Source organism: Methyloversatilis sp. MC4-4, from assembly GCF_049843555.1.
Lineage (GTDB): Bacteria > Pseudomonadota > Gammaproteobacteria > Burkholderiales > Rhodocyclaceae > Methyloversatilis > Methyloversatilis discipulorum_B.
In genome coordinates, this window is record NZ_JBBHZK010000002.1 from 896,973 (window position 1) to 919,945 (window position 22,973).

Below are 22,973 nucleotides of genomic sequence, written 5' to 3' on the forward strand. Positions count from 1 at the left end.
CTTTCATGTGGATCGAGAAACTTGATTATTGCTTGCAGGCGTTAGCCGCAACGCAAGTGCCGGTGATAGCCCAACGCAGGGAACCATTGCTGGTCGCATCCGGTGTTGCAATGTAAGTGAGGCTATTCACGCGAGCCGTGCCGGTTGCAGTAATGACACCATCAGCTACGGCAATGCTCGCGAGGTTGGCGTTAGCAGTGGGAGCACCCGGAATTCCTTGGGAACCGAGATCGCAGCTGGTGAGCACCCCTGCGTTATCTTGTGCACACAGTGCGACAGCCGTCTTGTAGGCTTCCGTCTGGCTGATCACGTCCGCGAAGCGGGCGCGAGTCGTGTACTGCTGATACTGCGGCAGCGCGATCGCCGCCAAAATGCCGATGATCGCGACCACGATCATCAGTTCGATCAGGGTGAAACCTTGCTGAACCTTTTTCATCACTCTCTCCTGTATTGAACGGAACGGGCGCGACTGCGCTCAGGGTGATATCGAGCAAGGCGGGTGCCAGCTTTAGCACTTTTTTACAGTTCGCTGAAACACAAGGATTTTTTGTTCCGGACGCCGCGACACAGTTCGACACAGATGCTTTTGTCCTGCCGTTCACCGGCAGCATGTGACAAAAAACGTCAGTTCACGGAGTAGCCGGGGATGGCATGGAGATCGACGTCGTCGATCTGTTCTGGGTCGAGATAGGTCTCCGCGTAGCGCAGATAGACCTGCTGGCGGACGAACACGTCGAACAGGTCGGGATCGATGTGGCCGTTGAGGCGGAACTTGCCGAGGATGTGCAGCGCTTCGGACAGCTTCATGGGGCGCTTGTACGGCCTGTCCTTGGCGGTCAGCGCTTCGAAGATGTCGGCGATGCCCATCACGCGGGCCTGCACGCTCATCTGCTCGCGGGTCAGACCGCGCGGGTAGCCCTTGCCGTCCATCCGTTCATGATGGCCACCTGCGTACTCCGGCACATTGGTCAGGTGGCGCGGCCAGGGCAGCGATTCGAGCATGCGTATCGTCGAAACGATGTGGTAATTGATGATTTCGCGCTCTGCGCCTGTCAGCGTGCCGGCGCGTATGGTCAGGTTCTCGACCTCGTCGGCGCTAAGGCAGGGATGGACGACGCCGTGGGCGTCGGTCCACGACCAGCGCCGTGCGATCGCGTGCACCCGCTCGACGTCAGCGTCGCTCATGCGCTCCGAGCCGATATTCGCTTGGCGCAGGAAGGTGCGGTCGCCCTCGACCTCATTGAGCAGATCGGTACCGTCGCGCTCGACCCATTCCCGCATGGCAGGCGTCGGGTCGGGCCCGAGCGCCAGTTGCCGGCGCAGGGTGGCGAGTTCGATGTCGCGCCGTATCAGTTCGAAGCGCGCGTCGACCAGCTGGATGCGGTCGAATATGGTCTGCAGCTTGGTCGCCTTGTCGACCACGTGCACCGGCGTGGTCACCTTGCCGCAGTCGTGCAGCAGGCCGGCGATCTTCAGCTCGTAGCGGTCGGCGTCGGTCATCGTGAAGTCGGCCAGCGGGCCTTCGGTCGTGTCGTTGACCGCCTCGGCCAGCATCATGGTCAGCGTCGGCACACGCTGGCAGTGGCCACCGGTGTAGGGCGATTTTTCGTCGATCGCATTGTTGATCAACGTGATGAAGGATTCGAACAGCGCTTCGAGCTGGCTCACCAGCTGCCGGTTGGTCAGCGCGATGGCCGCCTGCGACGCGAGCGACTCGGCCAGCCGGCGGTCGGAATCGGAAAACACGCCGACTACGCCGCTCACCGGATCGACCGCGTTGATCAGTTGCAGCACACCGATGACCCGACCTTCGTGGTTCATCATCGGCACGGTCAGGAAGCTGGTCGAACGGTAGCCGGTGCGGGCATCGAAAGCGCGCGTGCCCGAGAAGTCGAAGCCCTCGGCCGCGTAGGCGTCGGCGATATTGACGGTACAGCGGTTCAGCGCGCAGTAGGCGGCGACCATGGACAGATTCGGCTGGCCGCCCGGCAGATGCAGGGGCAGCGGCGGGAACACGATCCGCTTGCCGCTGGTGCCGCCCATCGCGATGCCGATCGAGTCGGTGCGCATGATTTCAAAGCGCAGATGCTCGCCACTTTCGTCGGTGCGGTAGAGCGTGCCACCGTCGGCATGGGTGATGGCCTTGGCGGCGAGCAGTATCTTTTCGAGCAGCGCTTCGATATTGCGTTCGTTCGACAGTGCGGCGCCGATCTCGTTGAGATCCTCGAAGCGCCTCAGCAGGTCGTCGAACTTGTCCATGTGCCGCGGCGCGCTACTTGATGCAGACCGCGCGGACCTGCTTCATGTCGGTCAGCCCGGACAGCACCTTTTCCATGCCGTCCATCTTCAGCGTACGCATGCCCTCTTCCAGTGCCGTGGCGAGCATGGTGGCGACGCGTTCGCGTTCCTGGATGTTCTTCTTGATGCGGTCGGTGCCGAGCATCAGTTCGTGCAGGCCCAGCCGGCCGCGGTAGCCGGTATTGCTGCAGTCCGGGCAGCCCTTCGGCCGATACAGCGTGAAGCGCCCCTTGTCGTCGGCGTAGGCCTTGATCCAGTCCTTCAACACGCGATCCATCGCCCCTTCGGCGTCGACCTTGAAGTCGGCGGTATTGCGCAACTCCTCGCAGTACTCTTCGAGGAAGTGCTTCATTTCGGCGGCGTCCGGGTGATAGGCCTCCTTGCACTTCGGACACAGACGCTTGGCCAGCCGCTGGGCCAGGACGCCGAGCAGCGCATCGGCGAAGTTGAACGGGTCCATGCCCATGTCGAGCAGGCGGACGATGGATTCCGGCGCGCTGTTGGTATGCAGCGTCGAGAACACGAGGTGACCGGTCAGCGACGCTTCGATGCCGATGGCCACGGTTTCCTTGTCGCGCATTTCACCGACCATGATCACGTCCGGATCGGCGCGCAGGAACGCGCGCATGATGGCGGCGAAATCGAGCCCCGCCTTCTTGTTGATCTGTACCTGACGCAGGCCCTTCTGCGTTATTTCGACCGGATCCTCGGCGGTCCAGATCTTGGTTTCCGGCGTGTTGATGTGGCTGAGGATGGAATGCAGCGTAGTCGTCTTACCGGAGCCGGTCGGACCGCATACGAAGAACAGGCCGTAGGGCTTGCTCACCGCTTCCTTCAGTCGCGACAGGTTGTGCGGCAGTACGCCCAGCTTGTCGATCGGTATCGGCTCGCCGGCGGCGAGGATACGCATCACCACGTCCTCGACGCCGCCGGCCGACGGTATCGTGGCCACTCGCAGTTCGATGTCCAGCGGGCCGAACTTGCGGAACTTGATCTTGCCGTCCTGCGGCTTGCGGCGCTCGGAAATGTCGAGGTCGCACATGATCTTCAGGCGGGTGACCAGCGCGCTGCGGTAGCTGGCCGGCACCTCGATGTAGGGATGCAAGGTGCCGTCCTTGCGGAAACGCACCTGGGTCTTGTCCTTGCCCGGGCGGGGTTCGATGTGGATGTCGGATGCGCCCTGCTGGTAGGCGTCGATGATGATCTTGTTTACCAGCCGGACCAATTCGTTGTCGGCAGCGGCCGTGACGTCGTCGCCCCCGGCGTCATGCACCTCGTCCTCTTCCAGCATGTCGGACAGCAGATCGCCGACGCTGGTGTCGTCCATCGTCGAGCCATAGAACTGATCCAGCGTCTGCACGAATTCCTTCGTGGTGGTGACGCGGAAGACCAGCTTGGCCTTCGGGAAGATGTTGTTGACGACGCGCGCCCCCTTCACCTTCTCCGGGTCGAGCGCAACGACGACGATGCCCTCGCTGGAATCTTCCACTGGCACCCATTGCTGCTCTTCGAGGTACTCGCGCTTCAGGTTCCTGATCAGGTCGAAGGGTTTTACTCGCTCGGGCTTGAACGGCTCGTAGGCGACGCCGAAGAATTTCGACAGCGAGGCACCGATCGCCTGCTGCTTGACCTGGAAATCGCGTACCAGCACGTCCTCGACATCGACGCCCTTGCGCCGCGCCGCGCGCGAGGCGAGGTCGAACTCCTGCGGCGACATGACGCCATCGACGACCAGATAGTCGTACTTCGACTTGACCACGTGCGTCGGCTTGCTGCGTTGCTGGAAAGCCACTGCCAGCGTGTGCGCCATGCTCAGCAGGCCTTCTTCGGCCAGCGCCGAGAAGGGCTGGCCGGACTTGTTGTTGATCAACTGGACCACGCCCAGCAGATCCTTCTTCTCCGGGTCGAGAATCGGCGCGACCAGCATCTGCTTGGTGCGGTAGCCGGTCTTTTTGTCCACGCCGTCGAGGAACTTCAGGCTGGACGAATGCGACCTCAGCTCGGCCTCGTCGTAGACGTCGCGGATGTTGAGCAGCTTGCGGCTCATGCCGACGAAGCCGGCGATCGACTGCTCGGTCAGCGGCAGGCGCAGATCCTTGAACGAATTCAGACCGGTCTTGACCTTGGACACGATGGTCGACCGGTCGTCGCCCAGCACGTAGATGGTCAGGCGATCGGCGTTGAACAGCGCAGAAATTTCCTGCGACAGTTCAAGCATGATTTCGTCGATGTTGGTGGTGGCGTGAATCTTGGTCGTCACGCCCTGCAGGTTCTTGAAGAACGCCAGCCGGCTCGACACATCGCTCATCGCGCCCAGATCGCTCGCCGGCGGTAGCACTGCACTCATTTGTTCACCCCGTCACCGCTGACCCGCGCGGCCGTCCTGTCGCGCGCCGAATGGTCAGAAGTCGAAAACATGATTGTTGCGCAACATGTGCGGCTTGCGCGAGCCGAGCGTGTCGGCAATCTCACGCATGGTCATGTCCATCTGGCTTGGTTTCAGATGGGTGATGTAGATATCGGCCGGGTGGCGCAGCTTCTCCAGCTCCCCCGAAAGCATGTCCGGGCACAGGTGGCGGGACATCACCGCAAGCTGGCGATCGCGGTCGGGAAAGGCGGTTTCGATGATCAGGTAGCGCAGATCGGGCAAGGCGTTGACGGCGTCCCAGAATTCGTCGCACACGGTGGTGTCGCCGGAAAAGGCCAGCGTGCCGCCGGATGAACGCACCGCGTAGCCGACCGCCGGCACCGTGTGCTGGGCCGGCAGCACACGGATCGCCCGGCTGCCCATGTCGATCTCGTCGCCGACACGCAGCTCACGGAAAGTCATGAACGGCCGCTCGACCGATGGAATTTCGGTGAAATCGGGCCAGATCGACCAGTTGAAGATGTGCCGCCGCAACACCTCCAGCGTCGGCGCGGTGGTCCATACGGTCAGCGGGCGCGAACGCAGTTCGCCCACCGTATCGACCATCAGCGGCAGGCAGGCAATGTGATCGAGGTGGCTGTGGGTGACGAAGACATGGTCGATGCGTGCCAGTTCGGCGATCGACAGATCGCCCACACCCGTTCCGGCGTCGATCAGGATATCGTCGTCGACAAGCAGCGACGTGGTGCGCAAATGCGCACCGCCTATGCCACCACTGCAACCGAGCACCCGTATCCTCATCTGTTTCCCGCGCGTAAGTCCGTTTTCGTCCGCCTACTTCGTGTCAAAGGTACGCACGCCGTCCCAGCCCTTGCCGGGCGGCGAACGGCGATAGTGTCCGATCTGCTCCGCGTAGGAGCCGTACAGCACGCACCCCGGGTCCATGCGCTGCAGGTTGAACAGGGTCAGTTCGGCCTGATCCCACTCCTGATTCCTGAACTGGCGCAGCGCCTGATTCCACAACTTCAGCTCTTCCAGCCGCGCACGATCGAAATCGGTTTCCATCGCCAGCGGCTCGTAGATCGATACCGGCTCGTCCTTGCCCTTCACCCGCACGCGATCCACCTCGCGGAACACGACGCCCTTGACGGCGCGCCGCGTTTCATCGCCGACGAGAATGCCCACGCCATACTGTTTGGTCAGTCCTTCGAGGCGTGACGCCAGGTTGACCGCGTCGCCCATCACAGTATAGGCCTTGCGTACCGGCGACCCCATGTCGCCGACGGTGACCGTGCCGGTGTTCACACCGATGCCTATCCTCAGCTCCGGCCAGCCGCGCGCGGTCAGGTGACTGTTCAGTTCGGCCAGTCTTGACTGCATCTGCAACGCGGCCGTCACCCCGTGGATCGCGTGCGCCGGATCGTCCACCGGCGCCCCCCAGAAGGCCATGATCGCGTCGCCGATATATTTGTCGAGCGTACCGCGCTGATCCTGAATGACGAAAGTCATTGCGCCCAGGTATTCGTTCATGAGCTGCGTCAATTGTTTCGGTTCCAGCCCTTCCGAAATGCTGGTGAAACCGCGGATGTCGGAAAACAGTATGGTCAGTTCGGCGTTGCGACCTTCCATGCTGTAGTGCTCGGGGTTGCGGCTCATTTCCTCGACCAGTTCGGGCGGCACGTACTGGCCGAACATGCGCGCGAACTGCCGCTTCGAGCGCGATTCGAAGAAGTAGCCGTAGGACATGTTGAGCGCGTACAGCCCGACCACCAGCAGCAGGCTGGCCGCGATCGGCAGCACGAAGTCGGCGAACTGCCAGAAGGCGAAGTTCATGCCCAGCAGCAGCAGCAGCATGCCCGCCGACAGCAGCGTGGCATTCATCGGGGACATGCGCGGCAGCGCCCACAACAGCAGGCCGCCGACCAGCAGCAGCACGACAACATCGAATCCGGTCACGTACTGGGGCCGGTGCTTGATATGGCCGTCCAGCATGCCGGCAATCAGGTTGGCGTGGATCTCCACCCCAGGATAGGAGCTGCCGACCGGCGTCGCCCGCAGGTCGAGCAGACCGGGTGCAGTCGTGCCCAGAAGGGCGACGCGCCCCTTCAGCGCGTCGACCGGCGTGCGCCCGGCCAGCACGTCCGCAAGCGAGTAGTAAGCGAAACTGCCTTGCGGACCGCGATAGGGAATCAGCGCGGCGACGTTCTCGTCCACCGGCAGACGCAAGGTTCCGCGCGCCGACTGCAGTTCCAGCCACTCCAGCCCGGCATAGTCGCGGACACTCACCCCGAACAGCCCCCCGTCGGCGTAGCCCGGTGCCAGTTTCGGGCTGCCCAGCAGGGTACGCACCACCGCCAGCGACAGCGATTCGTAATAGGCGCCCTTGTACTCGACCAGCATCGGCACGCGGCGGTTGAGGCCGTCGAAATCGGGCAGCGGGTTGAAATGACCGGCGCCGAGTGCCGACGACTGGAACAGCGGCAGATTGGCACCGAAGCTGTTGAAACTCGCAAACGCGATGTTTCGGCCACGGAAAGTCCCGGCCGGCAGCACCGGGTCGGGCAGCGCGCCACTGCTCAGTCCGTCACCGCGATCGCTGAAGTAGTAGCCCAGCAGCACCGGGCGGTTCTGCAGCGACGCGGCAAAGCGCTTGTCGTAATCGAGCTGAGGTCGCAGCCCGTCCAGCGCGGCGCGAAAGCCCTCGTTGTCGGCGAGCGGCCCGGCGGCCAGGCCTTCGAGCGTGGGCAGACCGGAACTGGTATCGGGCTCGGCGAACACCACGTCGACACCCAGCAGCATCACGCCGTAGTGATCGAACAGCTTGTCCATCAAGGTCGCCAGACGCTCCCGCCCCCAAGGCCAGCGGCCGACCTCAGCCAGCGAGCGCTCGTCGATGTCCAGAATGACCACCCTGTCGTCGCGCGTGCGCGGCATGGTCAGCGACAGCTTGGTGTCGTAGGCGATGTGGTCCAGATTGCCGAGAACCGGTATCTGGTAGAAGCGGGCGGCGTGCCCGAGCAGCACGAGCATCAGCACCAGGCCGATGCCGTACTTCAGCACGTGCTGATTCACCGGGCAGCCCCGGCGCGGGGCGAGCGATCAGGGGCCGGCCGGCGGGTCGCCGACCGGTCAGCGCAGCGCGCAGGACGGAGCAACATGAGCGAGGCGTGCCGGCTCAGCGCTTGATGAAGAACTCCATCTTTACGCCCGCAATCTCGATCACGTCATGATCGCTCAGCGGGTGCGCCTGGGCGTCGAGCTGGCTGCCATTGACCACCGGGAAGTTGGCGCCCTCGACATGGGTAATGAAGTAGCCCTGCGGCCGCCGCGTGATCACCGCCACCTGCAGGCCCGGCTTGCCGAGCGTGGTCAGCGTCTTCGTCAGTTCCAGCTCGCGCCCGGCGTTGGCGCCGTTGAGGATCTGGATGGCGCCGATCTGGTTCGGCGCCGCGGCGGGCGCCGCCGGCTGCGGCGGCGCGACCGGCGCTGGCGGCGGCATGCCACCGCCCATCGAGGTGCCCGCCGGCACCGACGCGCCAGCGCGGAATCCGGCCTGCGTCTCGGTCGCCGAGCGCATCGGCACCACCGGCGGCGCGGTCGGTGCCTCTGCCGGCGGCTTGCGCATCATGTCCGGGCGCAGGACCATGGTCTTCTCGAAGTCAGGCGCCGGCGCCTGCGCAGGCGTGTCGTTGATGTACTTCAGGCGGTACTTGCCCAGTTCCACCACGTCGTTGTTCTGCAGGAAGTGCTTCTTGATCGGCTGACCATTTACATAGGTGCCGTTGGTGCTGTTCAGATCCTCGAGAAAGGAATCGTTGAGGATGGTGACGATGACCGCGTGCTCACCGCTGATCGCGAGATTGTCGATCTGGATGTCGTTGTGCGGCTTGCGCCCGATGGTCGTGCGCTCCTTGGCGAGCGGCAGCTCCTTGAGGACCAGACCATCCATGCTGAGTATGAGTTTTGCCATTTTCCAGTCCTTTACTTCAACCATGCGAGCAGTCGCGCAAGCCAGCCGCGCCGGGCAACCGGGAAAGGCTGCAGTACCTTGACCAGTATCACCGAAACGTTGTCGCGCCCGCCATTGTCGTTCGCCATCTGCACCAGCTGTTCGGCGGCCAGATCGAGATTGGCCGACAGCGCCTTCAGCGTCAGTTCGATGTCCTCGTTCTCGACCATGTCGTTCAGACCGTCTGAACAGAACAGGTAGACATCGCCGGTCTCGACCTCGTAGGTATGGATTTCCGGTTCGACCACCGGATCGACACCCAGCGCACGTGTCACGAGGTTCTTGTTCTGCGAGCGTCTGGCGTCTTCCTCCGTAATCATGCCGCTGTCGATTTGCTCCTGCAACAGCGAATGATCGCGGGTGACGCACTCGAAAACGTCGCCACGAAGCCGGTACATGCGCGAATCGCCGATATGCGCTACGGATATGTGGTTATCGCGGAACACCGCCATCACCAGCGTGGTGCCCATGCCGGAGTACTGCGGCTGACTTTCGGCCGCGCGGTAGATCGACTCGTTGGCGTGGCCGATCACCGCTTCCAGCAGTTCGGATATCGATTTGCGGCCCTCGACGAGGCCCTGCTGAAGTTCGGTGCTGATCACCGCGGTGGCCATGCCGCTCGCCACTTCGCCGGCGTTGTAACCGCCCATGCCGTCGGCGAGCACGGCCACGCCGATCGCCGGGTGGGTGGCGACGGCATCTTCGTTATGCGTCCGCACCATGCCGGAGTCGGAGCGGCTGACCATCTGCAGTGAAGGGCTGAGATCCTGATTCATGTCAGATGCTGAAGTCGACCTGTGAGAGGGATTGGGTGAGATTGCCGGCGCAGGTGCGCAGGTCGGCCGCCATGTCGTTGCCGGACTGGTAACGGGCGTCCGCGTCCTTGGCCAGCGCGCGGTCGATGATGGCGGACAGGCAGTCCGGCACGTCCGGCCGCAGGTCGCGGATGTCCGGGTGCTGTTCGTTGGCGATGCGGAACATCAGCTGCGCCATCGAATCCCCTTCGAAAGGCAGCTTGCCGCAGACCATCTGGAACAGCATCACGCCGAGCGAGAAAAGATCGGAACGGCCATCTATCTTCTTGCCCGCCAGCTGTTCGGGCGACATGTAGGACGGTGTGCCGAGCACCATGCCGGTCTTGGTGCGCGACGAGTCGGTGATGCGCGCGATGCCGAAATCGGTCACCTTGACCTGGTCCGATTCCGCTTCGTACATGATGTTGGCCGGCTTCACGTCGCGGTGCACGACGTTGTTGCCGTGCGCATAGGCCAGCGCGTCCGCCACCCGGGCCGCGATGTCCATCACCTTGGGCAGCGGCATCAGATGGCCCGGCTTGGTCTGCGGCACCAGGTCGCGCCCCTTCAGGAACTCCATCGCGATGTAGGCGAGGTCATGCTCTTCGCCGGCGTCGAAGATGGTGACGATGTTCGGGTGGTTCAGACGGCCGGCCGTCTCCGCCTCGCGGAAGAAGCGCTCCTTCACGTCGGCCAGTTCTTCCTCGTCGAATTCCTGCGACAGCGCCATGGTCTTGATCGCGACCACGCGATTGATCTTGGGGTCGCGACCGAGGTAGACCACGCCCATCGCGCCCTTGCCCAGTTCCTTCTCGACCTGGTAGCGGCCCAGCATCGGTTTCTCGACCGTACCGTCCTCGAGGATGCTGGTATTGGTGCGCCCGCCGCCGCTGCCGCCCAGCATGACGGTTTCCGACATCGCCTTGGCCCGCTTGACCCGTGTTTCCAGGTCCTTGAACTTCGGATTGAAGTCGGCCATGTGGCGGAACACCGATTCCGCCTTGTTGAACTGACGCTTGCGCTCGAAATCGAGGGCCAGGTTGTACAGGTTCTCCATGACCGCATCGGACAGCGGCACCTGGCGGAACTTGTCCCAGGCCATGTCGAGCTGGCCCTGTCCCTGGAAGGCCAGCGCAAGCATGCGGTTGGATTCGGCCGACTGCTCGTCCGATTTCACCTTGCCGCGCTCGGTCACCAGGAAGCGCTTGGTCGTCAGCAGCAGGTGACCGACCAGCAGCAGCGTCGCCGGCAGCATCAGTTGCAGCCACATGAGCTGGCCGGTCATCAGCACGAAGTGGGTGGCCAGCAGCGCAACGAAGAGCACCGCGGTGACGCCGGCGCCCAGCCCGGCCTTCAGTCGCGGCAGCAGCACGATCAGGTAGAGGGCGATCAGCAGGAACACGCCGAACTCGGCCGCCCAGGCCCAGGATGGCGACACGAAGAAGTGTTCCTGCAGGATGCTGGACAGCCCGTGCGCCATCACTTCGACCGAGGACATGGCCGGCGACACCGGTGTGGCGTAGAAATTGCCGATGCCGGGTGCGGTCTGGCCGATCAGCACGATCCTGTCGCGGTACTTGTCGAGCGGAATCTTGCCGCTCATCACGTCGAAGAAGGAATCGACCGGGAAAGGCGGCTTGCCGCCCTCACCCTGGTAATAGAAGCTGTACATGCCGAGGCCGGGGTCGGTGGCGACCTTCAGTCGTCCGAGCGTGACCGATTCGCCGAGCTTCACGCGGATGTCGTCCACGCCGAGATTCAGGCTTTTCGCCGCGATCAGCAGCGGCAGCGAAGGATAGAGCTGATCGAAGTGCGTCATCACCAGCGGCTGCACCCGCAGACCGCCATCGCGATCGATGGACGGATTTAGGTGACCGACCGCAGCCGCCACCTTGCCCAGCGGCTCGATCACGCCGGCCGACACGTCCAGCGTCAGCGGCGGCAGCGGCTCGCTGCCTTCGACATTCTTCAGCGCCATCAGGCGCACGAACTCGGGCAGCGGTTTGTCCGGCCGTCCCTGCGGCTCGCCGTCGAGGAAGAGCATGGGCAGCGCCACGTTACCGGCCCTGGCCACGCTGTCCGCAAGTTGCCGGTCGGTATTCAGCGCCGCCTCGGCTTCGCGCAGCACGGCAGAGAAGGCATCCAGCGATTCGGCGGCAGGTGGCAGCTGCTCGCCCTCGGTTGGCGGTACCGCGGCAGCTGAGCGCACCTGCGCATCGATGGCCAGCAGCTTGTTGATGTAGGCCAAGCCGGGGTCGATCTGCGGTTCGGCAAAGAAGATGGTGGTGCCGACCACCTTGGACTGCGCCTGCGCCAGCTTGTCGATCATGCGCGCATGCACGTCGCGCGGCCACGGCCAGCGGCCGATGTTGTCGATGCTCTGCTGGTCGATCGCGATGATGGCGATGCGCGGGCTGGGCGTGCGGTCTGTCGCGCCGACGCCCACATCGTAGGCCTTGCGCTCGAGGCTCTGGATCAGGTCGGACTGAGCGGAGAACAGGAAAAGCAGGCTGATGACGACGCCAAGGAACCAGTCGGTCTTCCAGATAGCGGCCTTGGTCACGCTCACCCCCGCAAAGTTGTCGCGCCCCCGGAGACGGGTGACGGTGCCTGTCGGCTTGTTGTGTATGCCATCCGCTCTCGCGTTGGCGAACTCACGCGGAAAAACAGACGCCTGTCACATATTCTTGCAGTTCAGCCTCAACACAGTCAAACGACGGTTGGCGCGACGCGGTGGAATTTCACGCTTGCCGTGCCGAATCCGCGGCGCGGCGGAAATCAGGTGTGGAAATCAGTAGGGAAGATCGCGCCCGAGACCGGCCGCACGGGCCTTGTCGACCACGCGCGCGGCAAGCACCAGATCCTGTATCGCCATGCCCTGGGATTCGAACAGCGTGATGTCGGCGGCGCTGCGCCGTCCCGGTCGCATGCCGACCAGCAGTTCGCCCAGTTCGGTCATGCCGTACTCATTCAGCCGCCCCTTCTCCAGCGCCGGCAGCAGGTCGCCGGATTCACGCAAGGCCGTGGCGCGCGCGTCGACCACGATCACGGCGGCGCGGCGTATCGTGGCTTCGTCGATTTCGCGGCGGATCAGCGCATTCGATCCGGCAGCGGTGACGTGCGTGCCTTCACCGAGCCAGCGGCCGTCGAACAGCGGATCGGTCGCGGTGGTGATGGTGACCACCACGTCGGCGCTACGCACGGCCGATTCGATGTCGTCGGCCGGCACGATATCGCGTCCGAGCCGCTGCGACTGCTCGGCACAGAAGGCTTCGAGCTTGTCCCGCTTGCGCGCCACCACCTGAATGCGTTCGACGTTGCGCACCGCGCACAGCGCCTCGATCTGGCTGCGTGCCTGCCAGCCGGCCCCGAACACCACCGCACTGCGCGCTTCTTCGCGCGACAGCACGCGTGCAGCCAGGCCGCCGGTTGCACCGGTGCGCATCATGCCGAGGTAGTCGGCTTCCAGCACGGCGAGCGGCCGGCCGTTAGCGACATCGAACAGATGCACCCAGAAGCGCGCGCCCTCGCGGCTGGTCGTGTAACTCTTGTAGCCCATCACGCCGAGCGGCAGCACGGCACCGTGCAGGATGTGCAGCGCCGACGTCGGCGTACGGCTGCGCGCGCGCGGCGTGTCGATGGCTTCGCCGGCGGCGTGCCAGCGATGCGCGTCCTCGACCGCGACGAGGGCGTCCTGCAGGGTCAGCAGCTGCCGGACGTCGTCTTCGGTGAGGTAGAGGCTCACGGCTCGCGCGCGATCACTGGATGGGGAAATCGACCGGCTTCTGGCGCGAGGCGATGATCTTCCCGACCGCCAGCACCAGCAGCGCACCGACAATGCCGGCCCCGTAGCGCACCAAGGCCGACGCCTCCGGTTTGTCTACGGTGCTGGCCGCGTCCAGCGGCACGTAGGGCAGAATCGCCGGATCGGTCACCGCCATCGTGCCGGCAATCCAGCCCAGCAGCATGGCACCCAGCGTGACGATGAAGGGATAGCGCGTCATCAGACCGAGCACCAGCTGGCTGCCCCAGACGATGATGGGGATGGACACCAGCAGGCCGAAGATGACCAGCGGCAGCTGATGGTCGCCGCCCGCGCCCTCGGCGGCGCCGGCAATCGCGATCACGTTGTCCACGCTCATCACCAGATCGGCCACGATGACGGTCTTCACCGCGCCCCACAGCTTGTCGCTGGGCTTGATGTTGGCGTGCTCGTCCTCGTCCTCGGGCATCAGCAGCTTGATGCCGATCCACAGCAGCAGCAGTGCGCCGACCAGTTTCAGGTAAGGCACCTTGAGCAGGGTCAGCGCGAACATGATGAGGATCACGCGCAGGAACACCGCACCGGCCGTGCCCCACATGATGCCCAGCCTGCGCTGCGCCGGGGGAAGCTTGCGGCAGGCCAGCGCGATCACGACCGCGTTGTCGCCGCCAAGCAGGATGTCGATCATGATGATCTGGCCAACGGCAAGCCAGAATTCGGGAGAAGAGAAATCCATCGTGTTGCGCCCGGAATGCGAAAGCGCGGATTCTACCGACAGAGCTTCATGACGGGCACAAATGAAAAGGGCCACCGCTTGCGCGATGGCCCTGTGCACTGCAACAACAACTCAGTGCTTCAGGATCAGAGCAGACCCTTGAGCAGCTTGCCCATTTCCGACGGATTGCGCGTCACGGTGAAGCCGCACTCTTCCATGATGGCGAGCTTGGCGTCGGCGGTGTCGGCACCACCCGAGATCAGCGCACCGGCGTGACCCATGCGCTTGCCCGGAGGTGCGGTGACGCCGGCGATGAAGCCGACGATGGGCTTCTTCATGTTGGCCTTGCACCACTGCGCCGCTTCGGCTTCGTCCGGACCGCCGATCTCGCCGATCATGATCACCGCGTCGGTGTCCGGATCGTCGTTGAACATGCGCATCACGTCGATATGCTTGAGTCCGTTGATCGGGTCGCCGCCGATGCCGACCGCGCTCGACTGGCCAAGGCCGATCTCGCTCAGCTGGCCGACCGCTTCATAGGTCAGCGTGCCGGAGCGGCTGACCACGCCGATGCGGCCTTTCTTGTGGATGTGGCCCGGCATGATGCCGATCTTGATTTCGTCCGGCGTGATCAGGCCCGGGCAGTTCGGGCCCAGCAGCAGCGTCTTCTTGCCGCCGGCCGCTTCCTTGGCCTTCATCTTGTTGCGCACCATCAGCATGTCGCGCACCGGAATGCCTTCGGTGATGCAGATGACCAGGTCGAGGTCGGCTTCGACCGCTTCCCAGATCGCCGCGGCGGCGCCCGGGGGCGGCACGTAGATGACCGACACCGTTGCGCCGGTGGCAGCCTTCGCTTCAGCCACGGTGGCGTGGATGGGAATGCCTTCGAAGTCCTCACCGGCCTTCTTCGGGTTTACGCCGGCGACGAAACAGTTCGCGCCATTGGCGTAGTCGCGGCACATGCGGGTGTGGAACTGGCCAGTCTTCCCGGTGATGCCCTGGGTGATGACCTTGGTGTCCTTGTTGATCAGAATCGACATGTCTGGTTCTCCCCTCAGTGTCCGGCCACGGCGGCAACGATCTTCTGTGCCGCATCCGCCATGCTGTCGGCCGAAATGATGGGCAGACCCGAGTCCGCCAGAATCTGCTTGCCCAGTTCTTCGTTGGTGCCCTTCATGCGCACCACCAGCGGCACCGTCAGGTGCACCTCGCGCGCCGCGGCGACGACGCCGGTCGCGATCGTGTCGCAGCGCATGATGCCGCCGAAGATGTTCACCAGAATGCCGCGCACGTTCGGGTTGCGCAGCATGATCTTGAACGCCTCGGTCACCTTCTCGGTGGTGGCGCCGCCACCCACGTCGAGGAAGTTCGCCGGCTCGGCGCCGTAGAGCTTGATCACGTCCATGGTGGCCATGGCCAGACCGGCACCGTTCACCAGGCAGCCGATGTTGCCGTCCAGCGACACATAGCTGAGGTCGAACTTCGAGGCCTCGATCTCGGCCGCGTCCTCTTCGTCGAGGTCACGGAAAGCCACGATGTCTTCGTGACGGTAGAGCGCGTTCGAATCGAAGTTGAACTTGGCGTCCAGCGCCTTGATGTTGCCGTTGCCCTCGAGAATCAGCGGATTGATTTCCGCCAGCGAGGCATCGGTTTCCATGTAGCAGGTGTAAAGCTTCTTGAAGGTGTCGATCGCCTGCGCCTGCGACGCGGCGGGAACGCCGATGCCGTCGGCCAGTTCCTTGCCCTGCGCGTCGGTCATGCCGACCAGCGGGTCGATGAACACCTTGATGATCTTTTCCGGGGTGTTGTGGGCAACTTCCTCGATGTCCATGCCGCCTTCCGACGAGGCCATCATCGCCACCTTCTGCGTCGCGCGATCGGTCAGTGCGGCGACGTAGTATTCCTTCTTGATGTCGGCGCCTTCCTCGATCAGCAGGCGGCGGACCTTCTGGCCTTCCGGGCCGGTCTGGTGCGTGACCAGCTGCATGCCCATGATCTGCTTCGCGAATTCGCGCACTTCATCGAGCGACTTCGCCACCTTGACGCCGCCGCCCTTGCCTCGGCCACCGGCGTGGATCTGCGCCTTGACCACCCAGACCTTGCCGCCCAGCGATTCCGCTGCGGCCACTGCCTGGTCAACCTCGAAAACAGGTACTCCGCGCGGCGTGACCACACCGAAACGGCGCAATACCTCCTTCGCCTGATACTCATGGATCTTCATGCGTATTCCTCGCCTTGTTGTCTGCACAGGATGGTGAAACGCCCGCTTCGGGTTGTAGCCCTCACGAGTCTTGTTGCGCATCGCGACGCCGGTTGGCGGTCGACACCCGCATTCCGGCGTGCGGGCCGGATCACGTAATCCATAATTATACAGAGCATCGCTGCACTGCAGCGAAACAATTCAGCAGTCCAGCGAGGGAGCGATGTCGACCAACAGCACCCCGACGCCGGCAACCTCGGCGCAGACACGATCACCAGGCAGAAGCGCAGAGACGCCGGCCGGCGTACCGGTGAAAAGCAGATCGCCGGCACGCAGTTCAACCAGGCGGGACAGGCGCTCAATCAACGTTTCGACGTCGAGAATCATGTCGGACAGATCGCCCCGCTGACGCTTCTGCCCATTTACCGACAGTTCGATCGCTCCGCTGCGCGGATGCCCGCACACGCTGGCCGGCACCAGTTCGGACACCGGTGCGCTGAAATCGAACCCCTTGCCCATGTCCCAGGGCTGCCCCTTGTCACGCGCCGCGCGCTGCAGGTCGCGGCGCGTCAGGTCGAGGCCGACGCCGTACCCATGGATGGCGGCGCGCGCCTGCGCGGCGTCGAGATTGCGGCCGCCCGCATGCAACGCGACCACCAGTTCGACCTCGTGCTGCAGGTCCGACGTCGCCGACGGATAGGGCACCGAGGCCGGCGCGCACACCAGTGCATCAGCCGGCTTGGAGAAGAAGAAGGGCTGCTCCTGGGTCGGATCATGGCCCATCTCGCGCGCGTGGTCGGCGTAATTGCGACCGACGCAGTAGATGCGTCGCACCGGGAAACGCGTCGCGGAACCACGGATAGGCAAAGTGGGCAGAGAAAGTTCGAACAACATCGGTGGCATGCGGACTCCTGCAGAACTGTCGTGACACACAATTTTGCCTCTTCCCGCATCGCCTTGTCTGGCGCGGCTCACGAAAGCACGCGCCACTAAAGTAAAGTTTCCCCTCGGCTTGCCGAAAAACACACATGATCACGGACCGCCACCTGCATTCCGGCACGGAGTTTCCTCAATTGCATATGCCCACCACTGCGCTCGCACGCACACGGTCGCGGCTGCGCCCGACCTTGCTCGCGGCCGCGCTGCTGGCGGTCGGCCTGCATGCACCGCACGCTCTGGCGCTCGGGCTTGGGGCGATCAAGGCGCGTTCGGCAATCGGCGAACCGTTCCGCGCCGAGGTCGCGCTGCTGGGCAGTGGCGACGACGTGCCGGCAAGCAGCTGTTTCTCGATCGACATTCCGCCCTCGGCGGGCGCGGACGACCTGCCCTGGCTCACCGCCGGACGCATCCGTACGCAGGGTCGCACCGTCTTCATCAGCAGCGGCACGCCGGTCAACGAGCCCATCCTGATGGTCGGCGTCCGCATCGGCTGCGGCCACGAAGTGGTCCGCGAGTACACCGTGCTGATGCAGCCGATCACCGCGGCCACACCGGACAGCGCGCCGACCGAAGCGTCCGTACCGCGTGAGCGCGCCCGTCCGGCCGCCGCGCCCGCCAGCGACGCAGCACCGGCGACGGCGGGCGACGCCGCGCGTGGCGAGGTCGAGCCGGCGCCGGCCAAGCCGCGTGCCGCGCGCAAACCGCGCCGTACCGAAGCGGCGCAGTCAACCGGCGATCGCCTGTTCGTCGCCCCGGGTCTGGATTCAGGCAACGGTCTGAAGATGTCGGGCGGAATGGCGGCGCGGCCGGAGGCCAGCGAAGCCCAGCGCGAAGCACTGCGTACCGAACAGAAACTGCTCGCGGCACTGGACGAGCAGATCGCCACCCATCTGGCGATTGCCGACAAGGTGAAACAACTCGAGGCGCGGCTGGAAGCGCTGCAGAAGCAGCTCGACCGGAGCAGCGGCACGCTAGACGCCGCCCGCGCCCCGGCGGGACTGCCCGCCGAAACACCGCCCCCGACTGCCGTCACGGCGGAAGCGCCCGTCGACAGCGCCGCCCCGGTCGTCGAACAGCCCGTCGACGTCGAGGAGGAGGCGACCGAAACGCCGCCCCCGCCGCCCGGCCTGACCAACGAGCCGGTCAAGGTGATCACCAAACTGCCACCGGACGCCCCCGCCGATGCGGAACCTCTTGCGCCCGGCATGAACTGGATGGTCGCCGGTCTGGGCCTGTTCGCCGCCGGCGCCGTACTTGGCGGTGGCTGGCTGTGGCGCCGCCGCGCCCAGGCCGTCGCCGAAGCCAGCGCCCGCCGCCAGCGCGAGATCGAGGCCAGTCTCGCCAACACCGCGCCGCCGCGCCGGCGCGATCAGCGCGCGGCCGAGACCGAGTACGCGCAGGGCGGAGCCGACGCGCCGCCGGTTTTCGCCGACATTCCCGCACCGAACTGGTCGCGCCCGGCTCGCGTCGATGACACACCGGCCGAACAGCGCACCACGCCAGCGATGGCACAGGCGGTTGTGTCGTCCATCGGTTACTTCCCGGGCGAAGCGCCAGCCGAACACATGGACGACATGCAGATCCACGCCCGGGCGAGCGACGCTGAAGCGACGCCGCAAGTCGCCGAGCAGGATCCACTGTCGGCGGTCGATCGGTCGAGCGTCGATTTCGAACTGGCTCCCGAAGCGGCGACCGAAGATCGCAAACCCGCGCGTCTGGACCTCGAGTTCGACACCTTCGTTGGCACGGCCAGCAGCACAGGCAGCAGCGAAAGCGCCGCCCCGGCGACCAGCGGTCCGCGCCTGGTCAGCAGCAATACCGGCATCCCGCCGAGCAGCACGCTGAACATCGACCAGAGTGCCCCGCCGGCCAACGAGGAAGCGCCCCCCTCGCACGAACACGTGCTCGAACTGGCCGAAATCATGATGTCCTTCGGCCGCTCGGAAGGCGCCGCCCAGACCCTGTCCGAGTTCCTGCGCGACTACCCGAAAGAGTCGCTGATCCCGTGGCTCAAGCTGCTCGACCTCTATCACAAGGGTGGCCGGCGCGGCGAATACGACGATCTGGCGCCCAAGCTGAATCGCGCATTCAACGTGAAGGTGCCGGACTGGGAGCATTTCAGCGGCCCGACCACTTCGGAATCGGTCGAACAGTTCGCCCACATCATGGCGCGCGTGAACGCCACCTGGCCGAACCAGGACTGTCTGGACTACCTGACGGAACTGCTGCGCGACAACCGCGCCGGCACCCGCGTCGGTTTCCCGCTCGGCGTGATCGACGACATCCTGCTGCTGAAGAGCATGCTGGAGTGGCTGATCGCGAATCCGCCGGTCACCAATACCAGCGCATCCCGCCTCGCCCTGCTCTAGGGTCTGTTCTGCCCGAGTCTCAGGTCAGGCGGGATTGTCGATATCGACGAAAGCCACCTGGAGTCCGCAGGTCTGCGCAAGGTGTTCGCCCAGCGCCTGCACGCCGTAGCGCTCGGTCGCGTGATGGCCGGCAGCGATGTAGGGGACACCCGATTCGCGTGCGGTATGCGTCGTCTGTTCCGAAATCTCGCCTGACAGATAGAGGTCGACCCCGGCGTCGATCGCCTGTTCGAACATGCCCTGCGCGCCGCCCGTGCACCACGCTATCCGCCGCACCCTGCGCTGTGCGTCACCGACCAGCAGCGGCGTGCGGCCAAGTGCGGCGCCGAAACGTTCGGCCAGCTCACCGGCGCAGGCGGGCGCGGCCGGTTCGCCTATCCACAGCAGCCCCTGGTCGCCCACGACGGCGGTCGGCGTCAGGCCCAGCACGCGCCCGAGCTGCGCGTTGTTGCCCAGTTCGGGGTGCGCATCCAGCGGCAGGTGATACGCGAACAGATTGATGTCGTGCGCCAGCAGCCGGGCGATGCGTGCGCGTCGCATGCCGGTGATGCGGCCGTCCTCGCCACGCCAGAACCAGCCGTGATGCACGACGATGGCCTGCGCGTCACGCTCGATGGCAGCGTCGATCAGCGCCAGGCTGGCGGTGACGCCACAGACCACCCGGGCGACCTCGGCCCTGCCTTCCACTTGCAGGCCGTTTGGGCAATAATCCTTGAAGCGCGCGGCTTCCAGCAGGTCATCCAGATGTCGTTGCAGCTGCGTCCTGTCCATTCTTCCCCCGTTTCTGGTTGCCGAATTATGCAGCGTCTGTGGCTGGTCTTTGCTCAATCGGTCACTGCCGCCCTGGCCGTGCTCTTCGTCGTCGCGACGCTGAAACCGGAATGGCTGCCAAGCCGTTCGACAACGGTTCCGAACGGTACGCCGACGGCACCGTCGATCAGCACGCTGCTGCCCGAACCGCCCCCCGTGACGACGCGCATCGAAGCCGCGAAAGTGGTGAGCTACGCCGATGCCGCGCAGAAAGCGCTGCCCTCGGTGGTACACATCTTCACCACCAAGGCGGTGCGCACACCGCAGCATCCGCTGATGAACGATCCGGTGTTCCGTCACTTCTTCGGCGACCGCCTGGGCAGCCAGCCGCAGCGTCAGATGGGCCTGGGTTCCGGCGTCATCGTCAGCGAGGACGGCGTCGTGCTGACCAATAACCACGTGGTCGAAGCGGCCGACGAAATCGAGGTGTCGTTGAACGACGGCGGCAAGTATCCGGCGACGCTGATCGGCAGCGACCCCGAATCCGACCTCGCCGTCCTGCGCGTCAAGGCGCCGACCAAGCTGCCGGCCGCCAGCTTCGGCGACAACGACGCGCTGCGCATCGGCGACGTCGTACTGGCCATCGGCAATCCTTTCGACGTCGGCCAGACCGTCACCATGGGCATCGTGTCCGCGCTCGGCCGTTCGCAGCTCGGCATCAACACCTTCGAGAACTTCATCCAGACCGACGCCGCCATCAACCCGGGCAACTCCGGCGGCGCGCTGATCGACGCCAACGGCAATCTGGTCGGCATCAACACCGCCATCTACTCGCGCAGCGGCGGCTCGCTCGGCATCGGCTTCGCGATACCGGTCAGCACCGCGCGCAGCGTGATGGAACAGATCGTCGCCAGCGGGTCGGTCACCCGCGGCTGGGTCGGCGTCGAGGTGCAGGAGCTGACGCCGGAACTGGCCGAAAGCTTCAAGTACCCGATGAGCGGCGGCGCACTGATCGCCGGCGTCATGCGCGGCAGCCCGGCTGACCGCGGCGGTGTGCGACCGGGTGACGTGCTGCTCGAAGTCGATGGCAAGAAGGTAAAGGACGCCAGCGGCATGCTGCAGCTGATCGCGGCACTGGTGCCGGGCCAGCAGGCGACGCTGAAGCTCTATCGCAGCGGCGGCGAGCGCGACGTCGTCGTGAACGTCGGCAAGCGGCCGATCAACGGCGTCGCCGCGAAGAACCGCGAATAAGGATCTGGCGGAAGGTCAGGCCGCCGCGTCCCGCTCGTCGTCGCGTGCCGGCGAGCGGCCAGTGAAGCGTGCCACCACGATCCCGAGTTCGTACAGCACGCACAGCGGAATGGCCAGCATCAGCTGCGACACCACGTCCGGCGGCGTGACGACTGCGGCCACCACGAAGGCGCCGACGATCACGTAAGGACGCGCCTCCCTCAGCTTTTCGATGCTGACGATGCCGAAGCGCACCAGCACGATCACCACCACCGGCACCTCAAAGGTGACGCCGAAGGCCGTGAACATGGTCAGCACGAAGCTGAGGTACTGCTCGATGTCCGGCGCTGGCGTGATGCTCTTCGGGGCGAACTCCGAAATGAAGTGGAACACCGTCTTGAACACGAAGAAATAGCAGAAGGCCATGCCCGCCAGGAAGAGCAGCGTGCTGGCAACGATCAGCGGCAGCCCGAGCCGCTTTTCGTGCGCATACAGGCCGGGCGCGACGAAGGCCCACGCCTGGTAGAGCACCACCGGCAGGGCGATCAGGAAGGCCACCATCATCGTCACCTTGACCGGCACGAAGAAGGGCGTAACGACGCCCGTGGCAATCATTTTCGTGCCTTCCGGCAACGCAATCATCAGCGGGCGCGCCAGCAGGTCATAGATGTCGCCGGCCCAGGGCATCAGGCAGATGAACACGATGACAATGGCCGCCACCGCACGCAGCAGCCGGTCACGCAGTTCGACCAGGTGGGAGATGAAACTTTCGGTCTGCTCGCTCATGTCTTGTCGGACGACACCGGTTTGGCTTCCGGCGGCGGAATATCGAGGGAGAGCTGGCCGGAAACGGGTTCAGGCGCAAGCACGGCGGCCGGCGCCGGCTCGGCAGTCTGCGCCGCCGTCTCGGCCTGCTCGATCGCCGCGTACTTTTCCTGTTCGGCCATCGCGGCGCGCATCTGGTCGCTCAGGCCGTCGACCTCCTTGGCGACCGAACCGGTCGCCTCGTTGGCCTGACGTTCGACTTCGCGCACCTGCTGTTCGACCTGGGATTGCAGCTTGCGCAGTTCCTCGAGCTGCATTTCCTTCGAAATGTCCGCCTTCACGTCACTGACGTAGCGCTGCAGCCGGCCCAGCAGATGGCCGGCCGTGCGGGCGACACGCGGCAGGCGCTCGGGACCGAGCACGATGAGCGCCACGATGCCGATGATGAAAAATTCGGAGAAACCGATGTCGAACATGGGGACGTGGAAATGAGCCGGGCGGGCCGACAGCCCGCCCGGTGAATGAAGGAGCGGCCGATGGCCGCCGCGATCAGGACTTGACCTTCTCTTCCGCCTTCACGTCTATCGTGTGACCGACGCTCTGGGTCGGCTGGTCGGCAGGGGCGCTGCCTTCGGCGCCCTTCATGCCTTCCTTGAAGCCCTTGACCGCGCCGCCGAGATCGGAGCCGATGTTGCGCAGCTTCTTGGTGCCGAACACCAGAAGCACGATAACGAGCACGACGAGCCAGTGCCAGATGCTGAATGAACCCATGG

The 22,973-nt window shown here is 64.7% G+C and carries 19 protein-coding genes; 2 read left to right on the forward strand and 17 right to left on the reverse strand.

The annotated features are described in order from the left end of the window. Positions 1-25 precede the first annotated feature (25 nt). The 13 genes from WDZ97_RS11005 to WDZ97_RS11065 all read right to left on the reverse strand — a co-directional run bounded on the left by WDZ97_RS11005 (position 26) and on the right by WDZ97_RS11065 (position 17,050). Entirely contained in the window at positions 26-436 is a 411-nt protein-coding gene (locus WDZ97_RS11005) for a pilin (protein WP_425762767.1), read from the reverse strand. 188 nt (positions 437-624) lie between these two features. Next, positions 625-2,259: an HD domain-containing phosphohydrolase gene (locus WDZ97_RS11010; RefSeq protein WP_425762768.1), complete on the reverse strand. Its 1,635-nt coding sequence runs from the start codon at positions 2,257-2,259 to the stop codon at positions 625-627. A gap of 13 nt (positions 2,260-2,272) precedes the next feature. Further along, on the reverse strand, positions 2,273-4,645 hold the full coding sequence (locus WDZ97_RS11015) for an ATPase, T2SS/T4P/T4SS family (RefSeq protein ID WP_425762769.1): 2,373 nt from the start codon (positions 4,643-4,645) through the stop codon (positions 2,273-2,275). Positions 4,646-4,699: 54 nt separating this feature from the next. After that, positions 4,700-5,467, reverse strand: coding sequence for a 3',5'-cyclic-nucleotide phosphodiesterase (locus WDZ97_RS11020; protein WP_304004005.1), 768 nt, complete (start codon positions 5,465-5,467; stop codon positions 4,700-4,702). A 33-nt stretch (positions 5,468-5,500) separates the two neighbouring features. Next, on the reverse strand, positions 5,501-7,738 hold the full coding sequence (locus tag WDZ97_RS11025; protein ID WP_425762770.1) for a CHASE2 domain-containing protein: 2,238 nt from the start codon (positions 7,736-7,738) through the stop codon (positions 5,501-5,503). 103 nt (positions 7,739-7,841) lie between these two features. Then, positions 7,842-8,636 (reverse strand): FHA domain-containing protein, encoded by a 795-nt coding sequence (locus tag WDZ97_RS11030; RefSeq protein WP_304004002.1) that lies wholly within the window; start codon positions 8,634-8,636, stop codon positions 7,842-7,844. Between the two features lie 11 nt (positions 8,637-8,647). Then, positions 8,648-9,421, reverse strand: coding sequence for a Stp1/IreP family PP2C-type Ser/Thr phosphatase (locus WDZ97_RS11035; protein WP_304004228.1), 774 nt, complete (start codon positions 9,419-9,421; stop codon positions 8,648-8,650). A 31-nt stretch (positions 9,422-9,452) separates the two neighbouring features. Next, a complete protein-coding gene (locus tag WDZ97_RS11040; protein ID WP_425762771.1) occupies positions 9,453-12,038 on the reverse strand; it encodes a CHASE2 domain-containing serine/threonine-protein kinase in 2,586 nt (861 codons plus the stop codon). A gap of 222 nt (positions 12,039-12,260) precedes the next feature. Next, positions 12,261-13,214 (reverse strand): ornithine cyclodeaminase family protein, encoded by a 954-nt coding sequence (locus WDZ97_RS11045; RefSeq protein WP_425762772.1) that lies wholly within the window; start codon positions 13,212-13,214, stop codon positions 12,261-12,263. 13 nt (positions 13,215-13,227) lie between these two features. Beyond that, positions 13,228-13,968, reverse strand: coding sequence for a TerC family protein (locus tag WDZ97_RS11050; RefSeq protein ID WP_304003997.1), 741 nt, complete (start codon positions 13,966-13,968; stop codon positions 13,228-13,230). Between the two features lie 125 nt (positions 13,969-14,093). Continuing rightward, entirely contained in the window at positions 14,094-14,987 is an 894-nt protein-coding gene (sucD, locus tag WDZ97_RS11055) for a succinate--CoA ligase subunit alpha (protein WP_019919444.1), read from the reverse strand. Between the two features lie 14 nt (positions 14,988-15,001). Beyond that, positions 15,002-16,168 carry an ADP-forming succinate--CoA ligase subunit beta gene (gene sucC / locus WDZ97_RS11060; RefSeq protein ID WP_019919445.1) on the reverse strand — a complete coding sequence of 389 codons (1,167 nt, stop codon included), beginning with the start codon at positions 16,166-16,168 and terminating at the stop codon, positions 15,002-15,004. Positions 16,169-16,348: 180 nt separating this feature from the next. Further along, entirely contained in the window at positions 16,349-17,050 is a 702-nt protein-coding gene (locus WDZ97_RS11065; RefSeq protein ID WP_425762773.1) for a fumarylacetoacetate hydrolase family protein, read from the reverse strand. A 176-nt stretch (positions 17,051-17,226) separates the two neighbouring features. Between WDZ97_RS11065 and WDZ97_RS11070 the strand changes: the two genes are divergently transcribed. Further along, positions 17,227-19,455 carry a type IV pilus assembly protein FimV gene (locus WDZ97_RS11070; protein WP_425762774.1) on the forward strand — a complete coding sequence of 743 codons (2,229 nt, stop codon included), beginning with the start codon at positions 17,227-17,229 and terminating at the stop codon, positions 19,453-19,455. A gap of 24 nt (positions 19,456-19,479) precedes the next feature. Here the strand turns inward: WDZ97_RS11070 and WDZ97_RS11075 are convergent, their stop codons facing one another. Next, positions 19,480-20,226 (reverse strand): Nif3-like dinuclear metal center hexameric protein, encoded by a 747-nt coding sequence (locus WDZ97_RS11075; RefSeq protein ID WP_425762775.1) that lies wholly within the window; start codon positions 20,224-20,226, stop codon positions 19,480-19,482. Between the two features lie 27 nt (positions 20,227-20,253). On the opposite strand from WDZ97_RS11075, the gene WDZ97_RS11080 reads away from it, so the two are divergent. Next, the gene (locus WDZ97_RS11080) at positions 20,254-21,456 is read left to right on the forward strand and encodes a Do family serine endopeptidase (RefSeq protein ID WP_304003987.1); all 1,203 of its coding nucleotides are present in this window, start codon (positions 20,254-20,256) and stop codon (positions 21,454-21,456) included. Between the two features lie 15 nt (positions 21,457-21,471). Here the strand turns inward: WDZ97_RS11080 and tatC are convergent, their stop codons facing one another. From tatC to tatA, 3 genes are all read right to left on the reverse strand, one after another. Then, the gene (gene tatC, locus WDZ97_RS11085) at positions 21,472-22,221 is read right to left on the reverse strand and encodes a twin-arginine translocase subunit TatC (protein ID WP_019919449.1); all 750 of its coding nucleotides are present in this window, start codon (positions 22,219-22,221) and stop codon (positions 21,472-21,474) included. Further along, positions 22,218-22,676: a Sec-independent protein translocase protein TatB gene (tatB, locus tag WDZ97_RS11090; RefSeq protein ID WP_425762776.1), complete on the reverse strand. Its 459-nt coding sequence runs from the start codon at positions 22,674-22,676 to the stop codon at positions 22,218-22,220. Before tatB ends, tatC begins: the two co-directional genes overlap by 4 nt. A 73-nt stretch (positions 22,677-22,749) precedes the next feature. Then, positions 22,750-22,971 (reverse strand): Sec-independent protein translocase subunit TatA, encoded by a 222-nt coding sequence (gene tatA, locus WDZ97_RS11095; RefSeq protein ID WP_019919451.1) that lies wholly within the window; start codon positions 22,969-22,971, stop codon positions 22,750-22,752. Positions 22,972-22,973 lie beyond the last annotated feature (2 nt).